Raw genomic sequence first — 14,872 nt, 5'->3', positions numbered from 1 at the left:
TGACGACCATGCATGATTTCCACTATCGGGAAGGCGAATTGTACTGTGAGGATGTGCCGCTTTCGCGCATTGCGAAGGAAGTGGGCACACCCTGTTACATCTATAGCCATCACACGCTGGTGAGGCATTTCCGTGTGTACGATGGCGCCTTCAAGAACATCCCGCACATTGTGGCCTTTGCGATGAAGGCGAATTCGAACCTGGCTGTGTTGCGGCTCATGGCGAAAGAAGGAAGCGGCGTGGACATCGTTTCCGGCGGAGAACTGTATCGTGCCTTGAAGGCGGGAGTGCCGCCCACGAAGATCGTCTTTGCCGGGGTAGGGAAAAAGCCTGAAGAAATCGCTGAGGCCTTGAAGGCCGATATCTTGATGTTCAACGTCGAATCGTCGGCGGAATTGCAGGCGATCAACGAGGTGGCGGCATCCATGGGTGTCAAGGCCCGGGTTGCCCTGCGAATCAATCCCGACATCGATCCGAAGACGCATCCTTATATTTCCACCGGTCTGAAGAAGAGCAAATTCGGGATCGCGGCCGATCGTGCGATCGAGGAGTTCAAGGCTGCCGCTGCATTCAGCCATATTAAGGTGGTGGGGCTGCACGCGCACATCGGATCACAACTGACGCAAGTGACCCCCTTCGTCGAGTCACTGAAGAAGGTGCTGGCGTTGGTGCAGGCGCTGGCGGAGCAAGGGATTCCTCTTCGGTACATCAACATTGGCGGTGGGTTAGGCATTACCTATTCCGATGAAACCCCTCCCGAACCGAAAGATCTGGCTGAGGCGATTTTGCCTCTCGTGCGTGATTTGAAGTGCGTGCTGATCATGGAGCCCGGTCGTGTGATTGTGGGTAACGCCGGCGTGTTGCTCACCAAGGTGTTGTATGCGAAGGATGGCGAAGCCAAACGGTTTCTGATTGTCGACGCCGCGATGAATGACCTGATTCGCCCGAGCCTGTACGATGCGTACCACGATATCCGGCCGGTGTATGAAGCCGCGGCGCATGGCGAGAAGAAGACCGTGGATGTGGTCGGCCCTGTGTGCGAGTCAGGAGATTTCTTGGCCAAGGACCGTGTCATGCCGGCCCTAAATGCCGGAGATCTCATGGCGGTCATGAGCGCGGGAGCCTATGGATTTGTCATGTCCTCGAACTACAATTCGCGGCCGCGTGTGCCGGAGGTGCTGGTGCATGAGGGGCAAATCCACGTCATTCGCTCGCGCGAGAGTTATGAGGATTTGGTGCGAGGCGAGGAGATTCCGGAGTTTCTCGCGTAGGGTGGTCTTTACTGTCTTTGAGATGGAGCGCTGAATGTTTACAGGGTCTTTGGTTGCCATTGTCACGCCGTTCAAGAACGGCAAGCTGGACGAGCGGTCCCTCGGCGATCTCATCGAATGGCAGATCAGCAGTGGTACCCACGGGATCGTGCCATGCGGGACCACCGGTGAATCGGCCACGCTGACCCACGCTGAACATGATCGGGTGGTGGCGTTCACCGTTGAGGTCGTGAGACGGCGGGTTCCGGTCGTCGCGGGGACGGGATCCAACAGTACCGATGAGGCGATTGCCCTGACAAAGCATGCCAAGGCTGCGGGTGTGGACGGCGCGTTGCTGATTACGCCCTATTACAACAAGCCCACCCAGGAAGGACTGTATCTCCACTACAAGGCGATTGCCGAAACCGTCGATCTTCCGCTGGTGGTGTACAACATTCCGGGACGAACCGGGGTGAATATGTTGCCGAGCACCATCGCGCGTTTGACGGTCTGTCCGACGGTGGTAGCGGTGAAGGAAGGGAGCGGTGCCGTTCAGCAGGCTTCGGAAATCATCCAACGGTGCGGGGAGCGATTAACGGTGTTGGCCGGGGATGATGCGTTGACCTTGCCCATGATGGCAGTCGGCGGCAAAGGCGTCATTACGGTGACGGCGAATCTGCTTCCCGCGAAGATGGCCCAGTTGGTCAATGCCTTTCGTGCCGGTCGAGTCGATGAGGCGCGCACGCTGCACTATCAGCTGTATCCTCTCTTCACAGCGTTGTTTTATGAGACCAATCCTATCCCTGTGAAGGAAGCGCTTCATATGATGGGCAAGATCGATCGGGAAATGCGGCTCCCGCTCTGTCCCATGGGAAATGAGAACCGCGAAAAACTGTTGCACGTGATGAAGGCCGCCGGCTTGGTCTAACGGCCAAGCTGGTTGTGAAGGATATTGTCATGATCAAGGTTGTTGTTACAGGGGCCGCCGGACGTATGGGCTCTCGTTTGGTGTCCCTGGTCAAAGACTCGGCATTTCTCACATTGGCTGGAGCGGTGGAGAGCAAGGGGCATCATGCTCTTGGCGAAGATTCCGGTGAAGTCGCCGGCTGTGGGCATACGGGGGTGCCGATCGTAGAAGATCTGTCCAGTTTAATGGAGCGAGGCGAGGTAGTGGTTGATTTTACTACTCCCGCTGCCACGTTGGGACACTTGAGGATTGTCGCTCAACATCGACGGAGCATTGTGGTCGGCACCACTGGTTTCTCTGCAACTGAATTGGACGAGCTTCGAAGCGTGAGTAAACAGATCCCCTGCGTCTTTTCTCCCAACATGAGTGTTGGAGTCAATGTAATCTACAAGGTGATCGCTGAAATGGCTAAGACGCTCGGCGAAGACTATGACATCGAGGTGATCGAAGCGCACCATCGTCTGAAGAAAGATGCTCCCAGCGGTACCGCTCTCAAGATGGCCGAGGTGCTTGCTCGGGCGGTCAATCGAGATCTGGGCCAGGTTGGAGTCTATGCGCGCAAGGGGCTGATCGGAGAGCGCAAAAAAGGCGAGATCGGGATCCAGACGATTCGCGCAGGAGACATCGTCGGCGATCATACAGTGATGTTCGGGACCATGGGCGAACGGATTGAGGTCACCCACCGCGCGAGTAGCCGGGACACATTTGCGCGCGGAGCACTTCGCGCCGCCCGTTGGGTCGTCAAGCAGCCTGCCGGCCTCTACGACATGCACGATGTGTTGAGTCTCAAGTAAGGCGACCTTGGAGTCTAGGCGTGAGCCGGCAGAAAAACCCTAGGCTGCGCAATCGCAAACGCGTGAATGTCCAACGATTCGGTTGCGGGTTTGCCCCATGGGCAGGCCTATCCTGTAGCTCAAGATCGAACCAGGATAGTAGCGATGAGGCTTTGCGTGCGACGTGTAAAACTGAGGTCCTGAACGGACGACAGCCTAAGGAAGGTGTGCTCATGACACCTTCTCCCATCGCAAGTCAGCGTGCTGGCGTTGGATTTTTTAGTGCGACAGACTAATGTCGTGACGTGATCGGTCTCGGTTCTGAATCCGCTGCTTTTCGACGGCCACAGTTCAGGCACGCCAGTACTGTGATAGCCAAACCAGCATTCAAGTCAACCGCCCGCTCAGGCAACATTGTTCCGCGGCATTTGTCACATTTATGCATGAGTGGCTTATAGCATTGCTCTGTAGGATAAACCATCCATCTGAAGTACTGGATCACTGAGGGAAAAGGCCCCGCATAGACGCAAAAGCCTCTGGGCCGTTTGGTCCTAAGGTTACCCCTTAAGGGATTGCTCAGACCCAGTAAGTTGTCGAGGTAGGGCGGGTTGCGTCAGATATGTAGCGGCCTATGAAGGGAATGCCACAATGTATAGGCTGTTTTTCATCGCGGCACTCTTGGCACTTCTCTACTATCTATTGAGGAGAGCACTCAGGCAGTTGGGCCAGAACGACCTGACGGCGAAGTCGAGGGAAGGGAAAGAATCTGGCAAACAGATGATTCAGGATCCTGTCTGCCGAGTGTTTGTCCCGCGAGAACATGCCGTGAGCGAGATAATTGGCGGACAAACATATTTCTTTTGCAGTCGCGATTGTGCGATCGCGTTTCAGAAGCAACTCTCGGCTTAGCAGCCTGAATAACTCGAATCAGACACCATATTCTCTTTGTCAAAGAATAAAATCATCTGGCACTCATTAGCCTTGAAATTAAACAGCGGTGGGCCTGACTTTCCCCCGGCGATTCGATTGTAAATCCACTTTTCTCCCCCAAAAAATCGAGAGGTTTTTGCATCAGGGGGACCGAGTTCCTTTTCAATCCAGGCTTGATCCTTCCCCTGGTACCGGGTCAAGGAGGCGTCGAGATAGGGATTGTGACTGCAGGCCGTCAAAAGAAGGCAGATCATCAAGATTCCCAGAGATGCGCGCATGTGCATGGTCCTCCTAGGTTCACGATGCTGGAGTCGGGCTATCACGGTGTCGGGAAAAGGGTAGCAGTCCCTATTCTCTACTGCAAAACGAGTCTATCATAGGAATGTTGACCCGTTGCCTTGTTTTCACGTTGCTTCTACAATGCCCGCTCGAAAATGATATAGATCGCTCGACGAAAGGATCCTCCTATGAAGCTTTATCTCGATACGGCGAACGTGAAAGAAATCCAGGAAGGTGCCAAACTTGGTCTGATCGATGGCGTGACTACCAATCCCTCGCTCGTGGCCAAGGAAGGGCGCAGTTTTAAGGAAATGCTCCTTGAGATCTGCAAGATGGTCGATGGTCCGATCAGTGCCGAAGTGGTCGCGATCGAATCCGAGGCCATGGTGAAAGAAGGCCGGGATCTCGCGAAGGTTCACAAGAATATTGTGGTAAAGGTCCCGCTCATCCCTGAGGGGCTCCGCGCAACCAAACAGTTGGCCGCTGAAGGGATTCGTGTGAATGTGACCTTGTGCTTTTCGCCGACTCAAGCGTTGTTGGCAGCCAAGGCTGGGGCCTGGTGCGTGTCTCCGTTCATCGGACGGTTGGACGATGTGAGTTCAGATGGTATGGCGCTGATCCGACAGATCGTCAGCATCTATAAAAATTATGATTTTAAGACACAGGTCCTTGTAGCGAGCGTCCGCCATCCCCAGCATGTGGTCGAGGCGGCGTTGGCGGGAGGGCATATTTGCACGATGCCCTATGCGGTGTTTCAGCAACTCGTCAAACACCCATTGACTGATCTCGGCTTGAAGAAGTTTCTCGCCGATTGGGAGGCGATGAACAAGAAGTAACAGTTCCTGGACTGTCAATTCGCGATCACTGTACCTGAAAGCCGCCGTCCGGCCTCAGAAAAGATGCGGTGAAACATCGGTCGAGTGAGTTTGCCCGTGAAGGTGTTTTGCTGGCTTGGATGATAGGAACCGATCAGCGTTACACCCCAAGGCATGGTGTAGATGACCCCGTGACCAAATTTGGGTAGCGGGGCAGGTAAGTGGTGCCCCAATTCACGAGTGGCCTTGAGGTAATGGTCGAACGCGATCTTGCCTAACACAACGACCACGCGCACGGATTTCAATAGCTGCAATTCTCTCAGAACAAACGGTCGGCAGGCGGTAAATTCGTCGGGGGTTGGCTTGTTGGCCGGCGGCGCGCATCGGACGGTTGCGCCGATATAGCAGTCTGTGAGTGTGAGGCCATCCTGCGCATGCGTGGATGAGGCCTGGTTGGCGAACCCGAAGTGATGCAACGCCTCATAGAGCCAATCTCCGCTTCGATCCCCCGTGAAGACACGTCCTGTTCGGTTCCCTCCATGTGCGGCCGGTGCAAGCCCCAGAATGTACAGTCGGGCGTTCGGATCTCCAAATCCAGGGATGGGCTTTCCCCAGTAGGTCCAATCGCGGAACTGACGTCGCTTAGTCTCGGCGACGGCTTGGCGAAAGGCGACTAATCGGGTGCACTGGGTGCACGCAACAATGTCGGTATTCAGCAGTCGGAGCGTAGACATCGAAAGGGAGTGTAGCAAAACCAGGTGTTCCTTGTCCCTCGACAAGCTTGTTGATAGCATGGGCGATCAAGTGTGACGAAAGGATCAGTTCGGTATGCGGAACAATGATTGGGGGCTTCGGACCGGTATCGTCGGCGTGACCCTGTTGCTTGGGCTGGCCCCCTTATTTGCGGAAATGTCCGTGGATTCCAAAAGTGCCGCGCCGCCTCCGTCGAAAACTCATGACGAGCAGCCTGCGCCGGCGAATGATTCCTCATCAGCTCCCCAGACCAATGAAACGGAAATCGCTCCGGAGCTCGAGGACCGGCTTGTCATTCTTCCGGAAATCAAACGGGAGGGAGAGCGCTTCTTTTTGAGTTCCTTCAAGTTGCCCGATAAGTTGACCTTCGCCGGGCAATCGATTCCGTTGGACAATTGGCAGGTGCGGGAACGGATCGAATATGAGTTCTACCAATTTCTCGAGGATCAGGGTGAGAGCATCATTCTTGCGAAACGCACTGGGCGATGTTTTGCGCCGGCGGAGAAACAGTTGGCGGAAGCAGGACTGCCCGATGATTTGAAATACATGCTGCTGGTCGAAAGTAAGTGCATTGCGGCAGCCTATTCCCGCGCGAAGGCGTCGGGCCCCTGGCAGTTCATTAATTCGACGGGGCGGCGCTACAAATTGCACAACGAGCGGTGGCTCGATGAACGGCGTAATCTTGAGATGTCCACCGAAGCCGCCATTAAGTACCTCCGTTATCTGCGGGATTTGTATCAGGGCGATTGGTTTCTCGCGATGGCCTCATACAATGCCGGAGAAGACCGAGTGCGCAAGTTGATTAAGGAGCAGAACGTCAAGGACTACTGGCGCATGCATGGTCCGCGGGAGACCATGCGTTATGTCGCGCGCATCATTGCGGCCAAAGAAATCTATTCTCAGCCGGAAAAGTATCTGGGGCTCACGAAGAAGGATCTGTATCCCCCACTCGAAACGGAAACGGTGACGGTGACGATCAAGGAAGCGCAGCGGCGACTCACCTTGATCGCCGAGGAATATGGAACATACTTTCTGGAATTGAAAATGTTGAACCCGGAGTTCACCAAGGATTACTTGCCAAAGGGAACGTATCAGGTTAAGGTGCCACGGCAAACCTGTCCCAATCGTTGTTTCAAGCAAGACAAACTTCCCTAGTTCACATCATGCGTATCGGCGTCCGGCAGCCACGAGCCAAAGCCCTCCTCGCAAGGCTCTTTCAGGCGGGATTGCAGGCGGTCGATCCCTACGAGGCCGTACGCCGGCAGGTTCGAATTCGCCGCGACCAACTGATCATCGGTTCGCATCACTACTCCCTCGCACCGATACAACGAATCGTCGTCGTCGGTGCCGGAAAGGCGTCAGGTCGAATGGCCCAAGCGCTTGAGCATCAGCTGGGCGCACGGATCGACACCGGTCTGGTGGTCGTCAAGTATGGACATGGCGCGCCGACCCACACCATTCGCATCGTGGAGGCCGGGCATCCGATTCCTGACACCGCCGGTCTGGAAGGCGGGCGCATGATCATGGAAATGGTGCAGACGTTAACGTCTGCCGATCTCCTGATCGTTCTTCTGTCCGGCGGGGCATCAAGCCTCATCCCCGCACCGGTGGCCGGCATCACACTAAAAGACAAACAACAGACAACGAAATTGCTGCTCCGATCCGGAGCCACGATTCAAGAAATCAATGCAGTCCGCAAACACCTGTCTTCCATCAAGGGCGGCCAGCTTGCGGCAGCGACCAGTGCGCGGGTGGCGAGTGTGATCTTGTCGGACGTCATTGGAAACGATTTAGGGACTATCGGGTCGGGGCCAACGGCTCCCGATGCGACGAGGTTTCAGGATGCCTGGGACATTGTCGAGCGGTACGGGGTCTCCCGCAAGATTCCTCTGTCGGTACGTCGCCACTTGGAATCGGGCCTGAAGCAGGGCGTCCCTGAGACGCCAAAGCCACGGGCAAAGCTGTTTCGTCGAGTGGAGAATATTCTGATCGGCGACAACCGGGCGGCGGTCGACGCCGTGGCGGAGACGGCGCAACGGCAAGGGCTGCACACGCTGGTCCTTGCCACGACCCTCACAGGCGAAGCGCGGGAGCTTGCCAAATTCTTCGGTGCGATGGCCCGTGAAATCGCCGCAGAGGGGCGTCCGATTCGCCGTCCATGCTGCGTGATTGCCGGGGGCGAGCCCACCGTGACGATCCGCGGCGAAGGCAAGGGGGGGAGGGCACAAGAGTTTGCGCTGGCCGCAGCGGCTGAGGTCGCAGGACTGCCGGAGGTGTGGGTCGCCGGGTTCGCGACGGATGGGACCGACGGGCCGACCTCGGTGGCCGGCGCCGTTGTAGACGGGCGGACCGTCGTTCGAGCACAACGCAAGAAGCTGAATCTCGCGAAAGCGCTTCAGGCAAACGATGCCCATCCGTTCTTTGAAGCCCTCCACGGTCATATCGTGACCGGGCCGACCGGAACCAATGTGAACGACCTTTACCTCCTCCTCGCACTCTAGCTACTATTCCGATCCATGACAGATCCATTACTGCTTCCGTTGGAGCGCAGCGCCGACTCGCGTCTCGTCGGGGGGAAGGCCGCCGGCCTGAGAGCACTGCATGCCGCCGGATTTGCAGTGCCCCGGGGACTGTGTGTGACCACGGCCCTCTATCAACAGTGTCTGAAAGCTGCCGGAATTGATGGGCCCGCCGAGTGGCAGGCTCTGTTGCGTGCTCCTGATGAGCAGCGAGCGATGGCGCGTGGCCGCATTCATCATCACCTGATGACGGTCACATGGCCGCCGGGATTCAGGCAGGATCTGGAGTCACGGCTAGTCGAGCTGAATCCTGACGCTGAGACGCGATGGGCCGTGCGGTCATCCGCGACCAACGAGGACGCCGACCATGCGAGTGCGGCGGGCCTCTATTCCACCTTCTTGGGACTGCCGACCGCTGGCCTGCTGCACGCGATTCGAGACTGTTGGGCGTCGTTGTGGGAAGATCGGGTTCTGCAGTACCTGTTGCGTGTCGAGGGGGAGTCACCCTGCCCCGCGATGGCGGTGGTGATTCAACCCATGGTTCATGCGGTGGCCGCAGGCGTGGCCTATTCGATTCATCCTGTCACGGGACGAACCTCCCAGGTGTTTATCAACGCCGTGCCCGGCCTTGCGTCTGCCCTCGTCGGCGGTGAGGTCGAGCCTGACCAGTACATGGTCGAGATGGATGAGGAACTGTGCCGGCCGATGCGGATACGGCGGCGTCAGCTAGCCCGCAAGCAGCGGAAATTGGTGACCACTTCGCATGGAGTGCACGGTGAGACGATCCCCGAGTCGGCACAACAGCAGGGCTCGTTATCGGACGGACAATTATATGAACTGGCGCAACTTTCCAAGCAGGTGGAACAGGCCTTCGGTCACCCGATCGATCTCGAATGGGCCTATGATGCCGAACGATTGTGGGTGCTCCAGGCGCGTCCCATTACCGGAGTGCGGCCCCTGCCGACCCTGACCAATGATGAATGCGAGTGGACGCGCGCAAATTTAAAGGAAACGATGCCGGAATTGCCGAGCCCGCTCGGCCTCTCATTTCTTGAACAATTCATGGATGCCTACATCATCGGGCCCTACCGACGACTCGGTTGTACGGTGCCTGATGGGCTCAGCTCGGTTCGGGTGCTGCACGGTCGTCCGTACCTCAATGTCACGTTGTTTTACACCTTGGTCTCGCAGCTTCACGGCAACCCGGCATTCTTGACCGAACAGATGGGCGGTGAGCCCCTGACTTTCACTCCACGGGTGCGGTCGCTTGGAGCGGTCGCGTTGCTCCGTGCGGGCCTGGCGATCATGCGGGAATGGCGAAGGGTCGTGCGAGAGGGACCGCCCACCTTCGAAGCGATGAAAGCCATGGCGGAGACATATCGGTCCGAGTCTGTTCAGCATTTCTCAGTGAGCGAATTGAGCGAGAAGCTCGATGCCCTGGGCCGCTGGCTTGATGCGCACGAATTGACCTATGGAATTGCCGGTGGGGTCGCGCAGAGCCTTCAGGCCATGGGCACGTTTCTCCCGGGATGGCTTGGTTCGGACTGGCGGGAGCTGCTCAATGCGTCGCTGCAAGGTCAGGGGACGGTGATCAGCGCCCAACAGATCGTGCGTCTGGCCGAACTGGCAGAGCTTGCCTTCCGTGAGGAGCCGGTGCGGCGGTGGTTTCTGGATGACGGGTGGACAGCGGCGAAATTTCCAGAACCACTTGCAGGAACCACCTTTCTGCGGCGATTTGAGCAATATCTGGCCGACTACGGGCACCGCGCGGTGGGAGAATCGGACATCATGTCTCCGCGAATGTCAGAACAACCCGAAGCCGTCTTGGGTGTCATACGCACGCAGGTGCGGACAGGGGAGGTGAGGCGACCGAGGGACATTCTTTCTCGGCAGGTTGCACAGCAGCACGAGGCGCTCGCGGAGATCAGGCGACGATTCGGCTGGCGTTGGCACCGGGGGGGTATCTTTCGTTGGTGGCATCGGCGGCTCACGCGGTTTTGCGTGCTGCGAGAAGCGAATCGCCATCATCTGATGTATTACTCTCTGGCCGTACGACGGTTGCTGTTTCGACTGGGGGAACAGATGGTGGAGCGGAGAGTGTTCGCGATGCCTGATGACATCTTTTATCTCACGATGGATGAGCAAAGGGCATTGACCAACGGAGACCGTCAACATTGGCAGGGGCTTGTCCGCCAACGGCGGGATGAACGGGCACGAAACGAACAGCGGCACGTACCGGACACGATTCGAGATTGGGAGGCTATCGTTCAAGAGGAACCTCCGTCTACCAGCTCGGGACGCGAGGGTTCGCTGAGGGGCATTCCAATCAGTGCGGGAGAGATCACCGGCCACGTTCGTGTCGTCCGTTCCACGGCGGACTGGGGGCGGGTGAGTCCTGGTGATATCCTGGTTGTTCCGGTGATCGATCCAGGCATGGCGCCATTGTTTGGAATGGCGGGTGGTCTGATTGCAGAAATGGGAGGGACGCTCTCACACGGGGCGATTATTGCCCGAGAATACGGTCTTCCGGTGTTGGTTAATGTGCCCTATGCCACCACCCAGCTGCGCGAAAATGAACAGGTCACCATCGTCAGCTCGACGGGTACGATCCGCCGAGTGGTCCCTTGACGTTTCGTCGGCTTTTTCGTACTCTCCACGCAATTTCCCTACAACAGGTTCACAGAGAAAATTCCAGCGTTGCGGTGTGCTCGTAGGGAAGCTCCATGATTGATCTCACCTCCACAACGTTCGCTGCTGGAGCTGTTGCCGGTCTTGGTATAGGGGCGTTGACCGCCGGCTGGTGGGTGACGGTTCGCGCGCACTCACGCGCTCAGGCGCAATTGCTCGAAAGCCGCGAACGGGCGCAGCGGGCCGATACGGTGGCCGCGACACTCCACGAGCGCATAGAGCAGCAACAGTCCGAACTGGGGCAACTGCGTCAAGCATTGACGGAGTCTCAGGCGGGTCGAACGCGGGCGGAAACACGCATGGAAGCGCTCTCCCGAAGCGTGGAGGATCAGCAATCTTTGCTGGCGAACGCGCGTCAGGAGTTGCACGAATCCTTTGAGGCCTTATCCGGACAGGCCTTGAAACAGAATAACGAGGCATTCCTCAACCTTGCCAGGACCTCATTCGAAACGCTGCAGGCGGAGGCCAGAGGCGAGTTATCCCAACGTCATCAAGCCATCGGCGATTTGGTGAAGCCGTTGGAGGAATCGCTCCAACGATACCGTGAACAGCTGCAGCAGGCAGAGCTGGTGCGCCAGCGGGAATATGGCGGGCTGGATCAGCAATTGAAATTCATGGCCGAATCCCACCAACGGCTCCAGCACGAAACCAGCAATCTCGTCAAAGCCCTACGTGCGCCGGCCGTACGGGGGCGATGGGGGGAAATGACGCTTCGCCGCGTGGCGGAGCTGGCCGGCATGGTGATGCATTGCGATTTTGCGGAGCAAGATTCGGTCGGATCGGCGGAGGGGCTGCTTCGTCCGGACATGGTGGTATATCTGCCTGGCGACCGGCAGATCGTGGTGGATGCGAAGACCGTGCTGGCAGCCTATCTGGATGCCTATGAGGCGCAAGATGACCGGCAGCGGCAGGCTCACTTGCGCCGTCATGCCGACCAGGTGCGCACCAGAATGGACGCACTCAGTGTGAAGGCCTACTGGGCGCAATTTAAACAGGCGCCTGAATTTGTCGTGTTGTTTCTTCCAGGTGAGCAGTTTCTCGGCGCCGCGTTGGAGCAGAACCCCACCTTGATCGAAGATGGGTTTGCCAGGGGAGTGGTGTTGGCGACACCGGCGACGCTGATGGCGTTGTTACGCGCCGTTGCCTATGGGTGGAAGCAAGAGCAGCTGACTGAACATGCGGAGCAGGCGGGGCGGCTAGGGAAGGACCTCTATGAACGGGTGGCCGTGCTGACGGACCACCTCAACGACATTGGCCAGGCGCTTCGGAACAGTGTCGGGGCCTACAATAAGGCGGTCGGATCGCTGGAATCCAGGGTGTTGCCCGCGGCTAGAAAATTCAAAGATCTCGGGATATCATCTGAGAAGGACATTGCCTTGCTGGAAGCTGCCGAGGTTGAGCCGAGGAGCGTGCTGCCGTTTGTGGCAGAGGACGTGAGGACGTGAGGATGATAGACCCCCAAGCGATGGTGGCCGAGTTCCACCGCAAGTTCGATATTCCGGTCGGAGACCGGCCCTTCATCCCGGATGAGGCGATCAGGCAGTTGCGCGTGCGACTTATTCAAGAGGAATTTGACGAGCTGCAGGAGGCCATGGCGGCCAAGAATCTTCCGGCTGTGGCAAAGGAATTGGCCGACCTGCTGTATGTGGTGTATGGCACAGCCGTATCCTATGGTGTGGACATGGAACCGGTATTTCGCGAGGTCCATCGGTCCAACCTGAGCAAAGTCGGCGGCTACAAACGGGCGGACGGCAAGTGGGTGAAACCCCCGACCTATTCGCCTGCGGACGTGGGGCCGTTGCTGGCCAGTCAGTCATCCGGGAGCGCCACTTCGACCTCGCGTGCGACAGTGGGCGTACAGGAGCCCGAAGTCTAGTATGAAGGAACTGCACTGTCCGGCCTGCGGCACACCCTGCGTCAGAGTGATTTCCGGGACGAGTCTCATCGAGAAGACGCTGAACCGTTTCTCCATCTTTGGGGTGCGGTGCCAGCTCTGCACGACCCGTTTTCAGGCGCGCAGGCCGGGAAACCGAATGACCTCCCAAGCGTTTGACCGGCGTGAGTACCGGCGCCTTCCGGCGAACTTTGCGGCCACGCTGATATTGGATCAGCTCGCGGCCGGTGGTTTCGTCACCGATATTTCGATGGGGGGCTGTGCCCTGCAGGCGACGACGACGCTGGCGCGAGGGACCTTTGTGAAGTTCGTGTTGTACGGCCCGTCGGGCCAAGCGGATATCAAAGTGGATTCCGCGATGATTTGCTCGGTTCAACCGCAGTCGGTCGGCGTGAAATTCTTGGAATTTGACCCGGAGGACAAGCAACGCATGGGTCAATTGATTCTGGAACTGCTCGCCGACCAGCAAGCCCCCCCTCGTATCAGCTCGCGCAGCTGACAACTCCTCCGCCCATGCTCCGGAATGGTCTTCGTCTCTGTTCTACTGACGGTGCGATGTCGTTCGGCGTCAGGATCTATGGCGGGCCGTGACGAGGAGATTGTCGAGGAGCCGCACCGTACCGATACGAATCACCCCGAGAAGGACGGCGTGGCGCTCAATGGTCGCTAAGGGCTCAAGGGTCGTAGGGTGGCAGACCGCGAGGTAGTCCACCCTTGCCAAAGGTTCCCGTGCGACGGTGCGGATCATCAGCCGTTGGATTGCTGCCCCTCGCCGTTCTCCGGTTCGAATGGCCGAGGCCCCGGCTTGCAGGGCGCGGTAAAGCACCGGTGCAGCTTGCCGCTCCTGCTGGGTGAGATACACATTGCGCGAGCTAAGCGCCAGCCCATCAGCTTCTCGCACGGTGGGATGAACGACGATGCGACCGGGAAGATTCAGATCCGCGACGAGTTGCCGAACCACCATCGCCTGCTGATAGTCCTTCTGGCCGAACCATGCGATGTCCGGCTGCACCAACGACAGTAACTTCGTGACGACGGTGGCGACGCCTTGAAAGTGGTGCGGGCGCGCCTCACCCTCCCAGCGCCGCGCGAGCGCAGGAACGGTCACCGTGGTGTGAGCCCCTTCGGGATACATGGCCTTGACAGTGGGCGCGAAGACCACATCGACCCCTTCCCTGCGGCAGAGTGCCTGGTCGTGCCGCAGTTGGCGTGGATATTTTGAAAGGTCTTCCGTCGGAGCGAACTGTGTGGGATTGACAAAAATGCTCACGGCGACGGCATCACAGGCCAATCGCGCCGCGCGAATCAAGCTCCGATGACCATCGTGCAAGGCACCCATGGTCGGGACGAATCCGATAGTGACCCCTTCCCGATGCAGGGAGCGGCTCCAGGCAGCGATGGCCTTGGTGCTGCGGATGGTGTTCATCTCTGCGGTCTGCCTGTTGGCGGCGCACTGCAGGTCGGCCGCGAGCCGTACCGGGAGCTCGGCTGGGGAGAGAGCCGTCGCACAACGGATGGATCTCTAAGTTGTGACAAGAGCTCACGAACGCTCTGGCCCAGCAGGGGATGTCCCCGCTCGGGATCGAGCTCTACCAGCGGTGCGAGGACGAATCGACGCAGATGGAGTCGAGGGTGTGGAATGGTCAAGGTTGAGTCGGTTGCAATCAGGTTGTCGTACAGGAGCAGATCGAGATCAAGGGTCCGCGGTCCCTTACGATCGTCCGGATCGCGCCCAAGCGCCCGTTCGATCTCACGGCAAACCTCCAGTAGGCTCTTCGGCGTAATATTGGTTTCGATCTGTGCCACACCGTTCAGGAACCACTCCGGTCCCGGGGCTGCGCCGTCGTCGATCGGTTCGGTCTCATAGAGCGACGAAACAGCGTCGAGCCGTGAATGCGGCAAAAGCCCGAGCAGGGTGACGGCCCGGTCGCAGAAGTCCAGCCGGTTGCCCAGATTGGAGCCGAAGCCGATGAACGCGGTGGCCATGGAGATTCGTTCGCCTTG

14 protein-coding genes are annotated in these 14,872 nt (G+C 58.2%); 10 read left to right on the top strand and 4 right to left on the bottom strand.

Annotated elements, in window-relative coordinates; genetic code table 11:
- Positions 1-8 precede the first annotated feature (8 nt).
- Genes lysA through dapB form a run of 3 tightly spaced genes read left to right on the top strand, consistent with a single transcriptional unit; the run spans position 9 to position 3,011 of the window.
- Entirely contained in the window at positions 9-1,271 is a 1,263-nt protein-coding gene (gene lysA / locus KJA79_RS03675; RefSeq protein WP_213040645.1) for a diaminopimelate decarboxylase, read from the top strand.
- 34 nt (positions 1,272-1,305) lie between these two features.
- Positions 1,306-2,178 carry a 4-hydroxy-tetrahydrodipicolinate synthase gene (dapA, locus tag KJA79_RS03670; protein ID WP_213040644.1) on the top strand — a complete coding sequence of 291 codons (873 nt, stop codon included), beginning with the start codon at positions 1,306-1,308 and terminating at the stop codon, positions 2,176-2,178.
- Positions 2,179-2,207: 29 nt separating this feature from the next.
- Positions 2,208-3,011: a 4-hydroxy-tetrahydrodipicolinate reductase gene (gene dapB, locus KJA79_RS03665; protein WP_213040643.1), complete on the top strand. Its 804-nt coding sequence runs from the start codon at positions 2,208-2,210 to the stop codon at positions 3,009-3,011.
- 884 nt (positions 3,012-3,895) lie between these two features.
- Here dapB and KJA79_RS03660 read toward each other — a convergent pair.
- Positions 3,896-4,198, bottom strand: a complete 303-nt coding sequence (locus KJA79_RS03660) for a hypothetical protein (RefSeq protein ID WP_213040642.1) — start codon at positions 4,196-4,198, stop codon at positions 3,896-3,898.
- 189 nt (positions 4,199-4,387) lie between these two features.
- On the opposite strand from KJA79_RS03660, the gene fsa reads away from it, so the two are divergent.
- Positions 4,388-5,035: a fructose-6-phosphate aldolase gene (gene fsa, locus KJA79_RS03655; protein ID WP_213040641.1), complete on the top strand. Its 648-nt coding sequence runs from the start codon at positions 4,388-4,390 to the stop codon at positions 5,033-5,035.
- A gap of 14 nt (positions 5,036-5,049) precedes the next feature.
- Here the strand turns inward: fsa and KJA79_RS03650 are convergent, their stop codons facing one another.
- Positions 5,050-5,748 (bottom strand): uracil-DNA glycosylase, encoded by a 699-nt coding sequence (locus KJA79_RS03650; RefSeq protein WP_213040640.1) that lies wholly within the window; start codon positions 5,746-5,748, stop codon positions 5,050-5,052.
- A 94-nt stretch (positions 5,749-5,842) separates the two neighbouring features.
- Between KJA79_RS03650 and KJA79_RS03645 the strand changes: the two genes are divergently transcribed.
- From KJA79_RS03645 to KJA79_RS03620, 6 genes are all read left to right on the top strand, one after another.
- The gene (locus KJA79_RS03645; RefSeq protein ID WP_213040639.1) at positions 5,843-6,922 is read left to right on the top strand and encodes a lytic transglycosylase domain-containing protein; all 1,080 of its coding nucleotides are present in this window, start codon (positions 5,843-5,845) and stop codon (positions 6,920-6,922) included.
- An 8-nt stretch (positions 6,923-6,930) separates the two neighbouring features.
- Complete coding sequence (locus tag KJA79_RS03640) at positions 6,931-8,268, top strand: glycerate kinase type-2 family protein (protein ID WP_246507395.1); 1,338 nt, start codon at positions 6,931-6,933, stop codon at positions 8,266-8,268.
- A gap of 15 nt (positions 8,269-8,283) precedes the next feature.
- Positions 8,284-10,914 carry a PEP/pyruvate-binding domain-containing protein gene (locus KJA79_RS03635; protein ID WP_213040638.1) on the top strand — a complete coding sequence of 877 codons (2,631 nt, stop codon included), beginning with the start codon at positions 8,284-8,286 and terminating at the stop codon, positions 10,912-10,914.
- A gap of 95 nt (positions 10,915-11,009) precedes the next feature.
- Positions 11,010-12,419, top strand: coding sequence for a DNA recombination protein RmuC (locus KJA79_RS03630; protein ID WP_213040637.1), 1,410 nt, complete (start codon positions 11,010-11,012; stop codon positions 12,417-12,419).
- A gap of 2 nt (positions 12,420-12,421) precedes the next feature.
- Positions 12,422-12,850 carry a pyrophosphohydrolase domain-containing protein gene (locus KJA79_RS03625; protein ID WP_213040636.1) on the top strand — a complete coding sequence of 143 codons (429 nt, stop codon included), beginning with the start codon at positions 12,422-12,424 and terminating at the stop codon, positions 12,848-12,850.
- 1 nt (position 12,851) lies between these two features.
- Positions 12,852-13,367, top strand: coding sequence for a PilZ domain-containing protein (locus KJA79_RS03620; protein ID WP_213040635.1), 516 nt, complete (start codon positions 12,852-12,854; stop codon positions 13,365-13,367).
- A 69-nt stretch (positions 13,368-13,436) separates the two neighbouring features.
- On the opposite strand, the gene panC is transcribed toward KJA79_RS03620, so the two are convergent.
- Both panC and folK read right to left on the bottom strand, forming a co-directional pair.
- Entirely contained in the window at positions 13,437-14,294 is an 858-nt protein-coding gene (panC, locus tag KJA79_RS03615; protein ID WP_213040634.1) for a pantoate--beta-alanine ligase, read from the bottom strand.
- Complete coding sequence (gene folK, locus KJA79_RS03610) at positions 14,291-14,854, bottom strand: 2-amino-4-hydroxy-6-hydroxymethyldihydropteridine diphosphokinase (protein ID WP_213040633.1); 564 nt, start codon at positions 14,852-14,854, stop codon at positions 14,291-14,293. The genes panC and folK overlap by 4 nt, the downstream gene beginning before the upstream one ends.
- Positions 14,855-14,872: the final 18 nt, after the last annotated feature.

Source organism: Nitrospira defluvii (genome assembly GCF_905220995.1).
GTDB classification, from domain to species: Bacteria; Nitrospirota; Nitrospiria; order Nitrospirales; family Nitrospiraceae; genus Nitrospira_A; species Nitrospira_A defluvii_C.
This window is presented reverse-complemented; position numbering and strand designations above follow the sequence as displayed.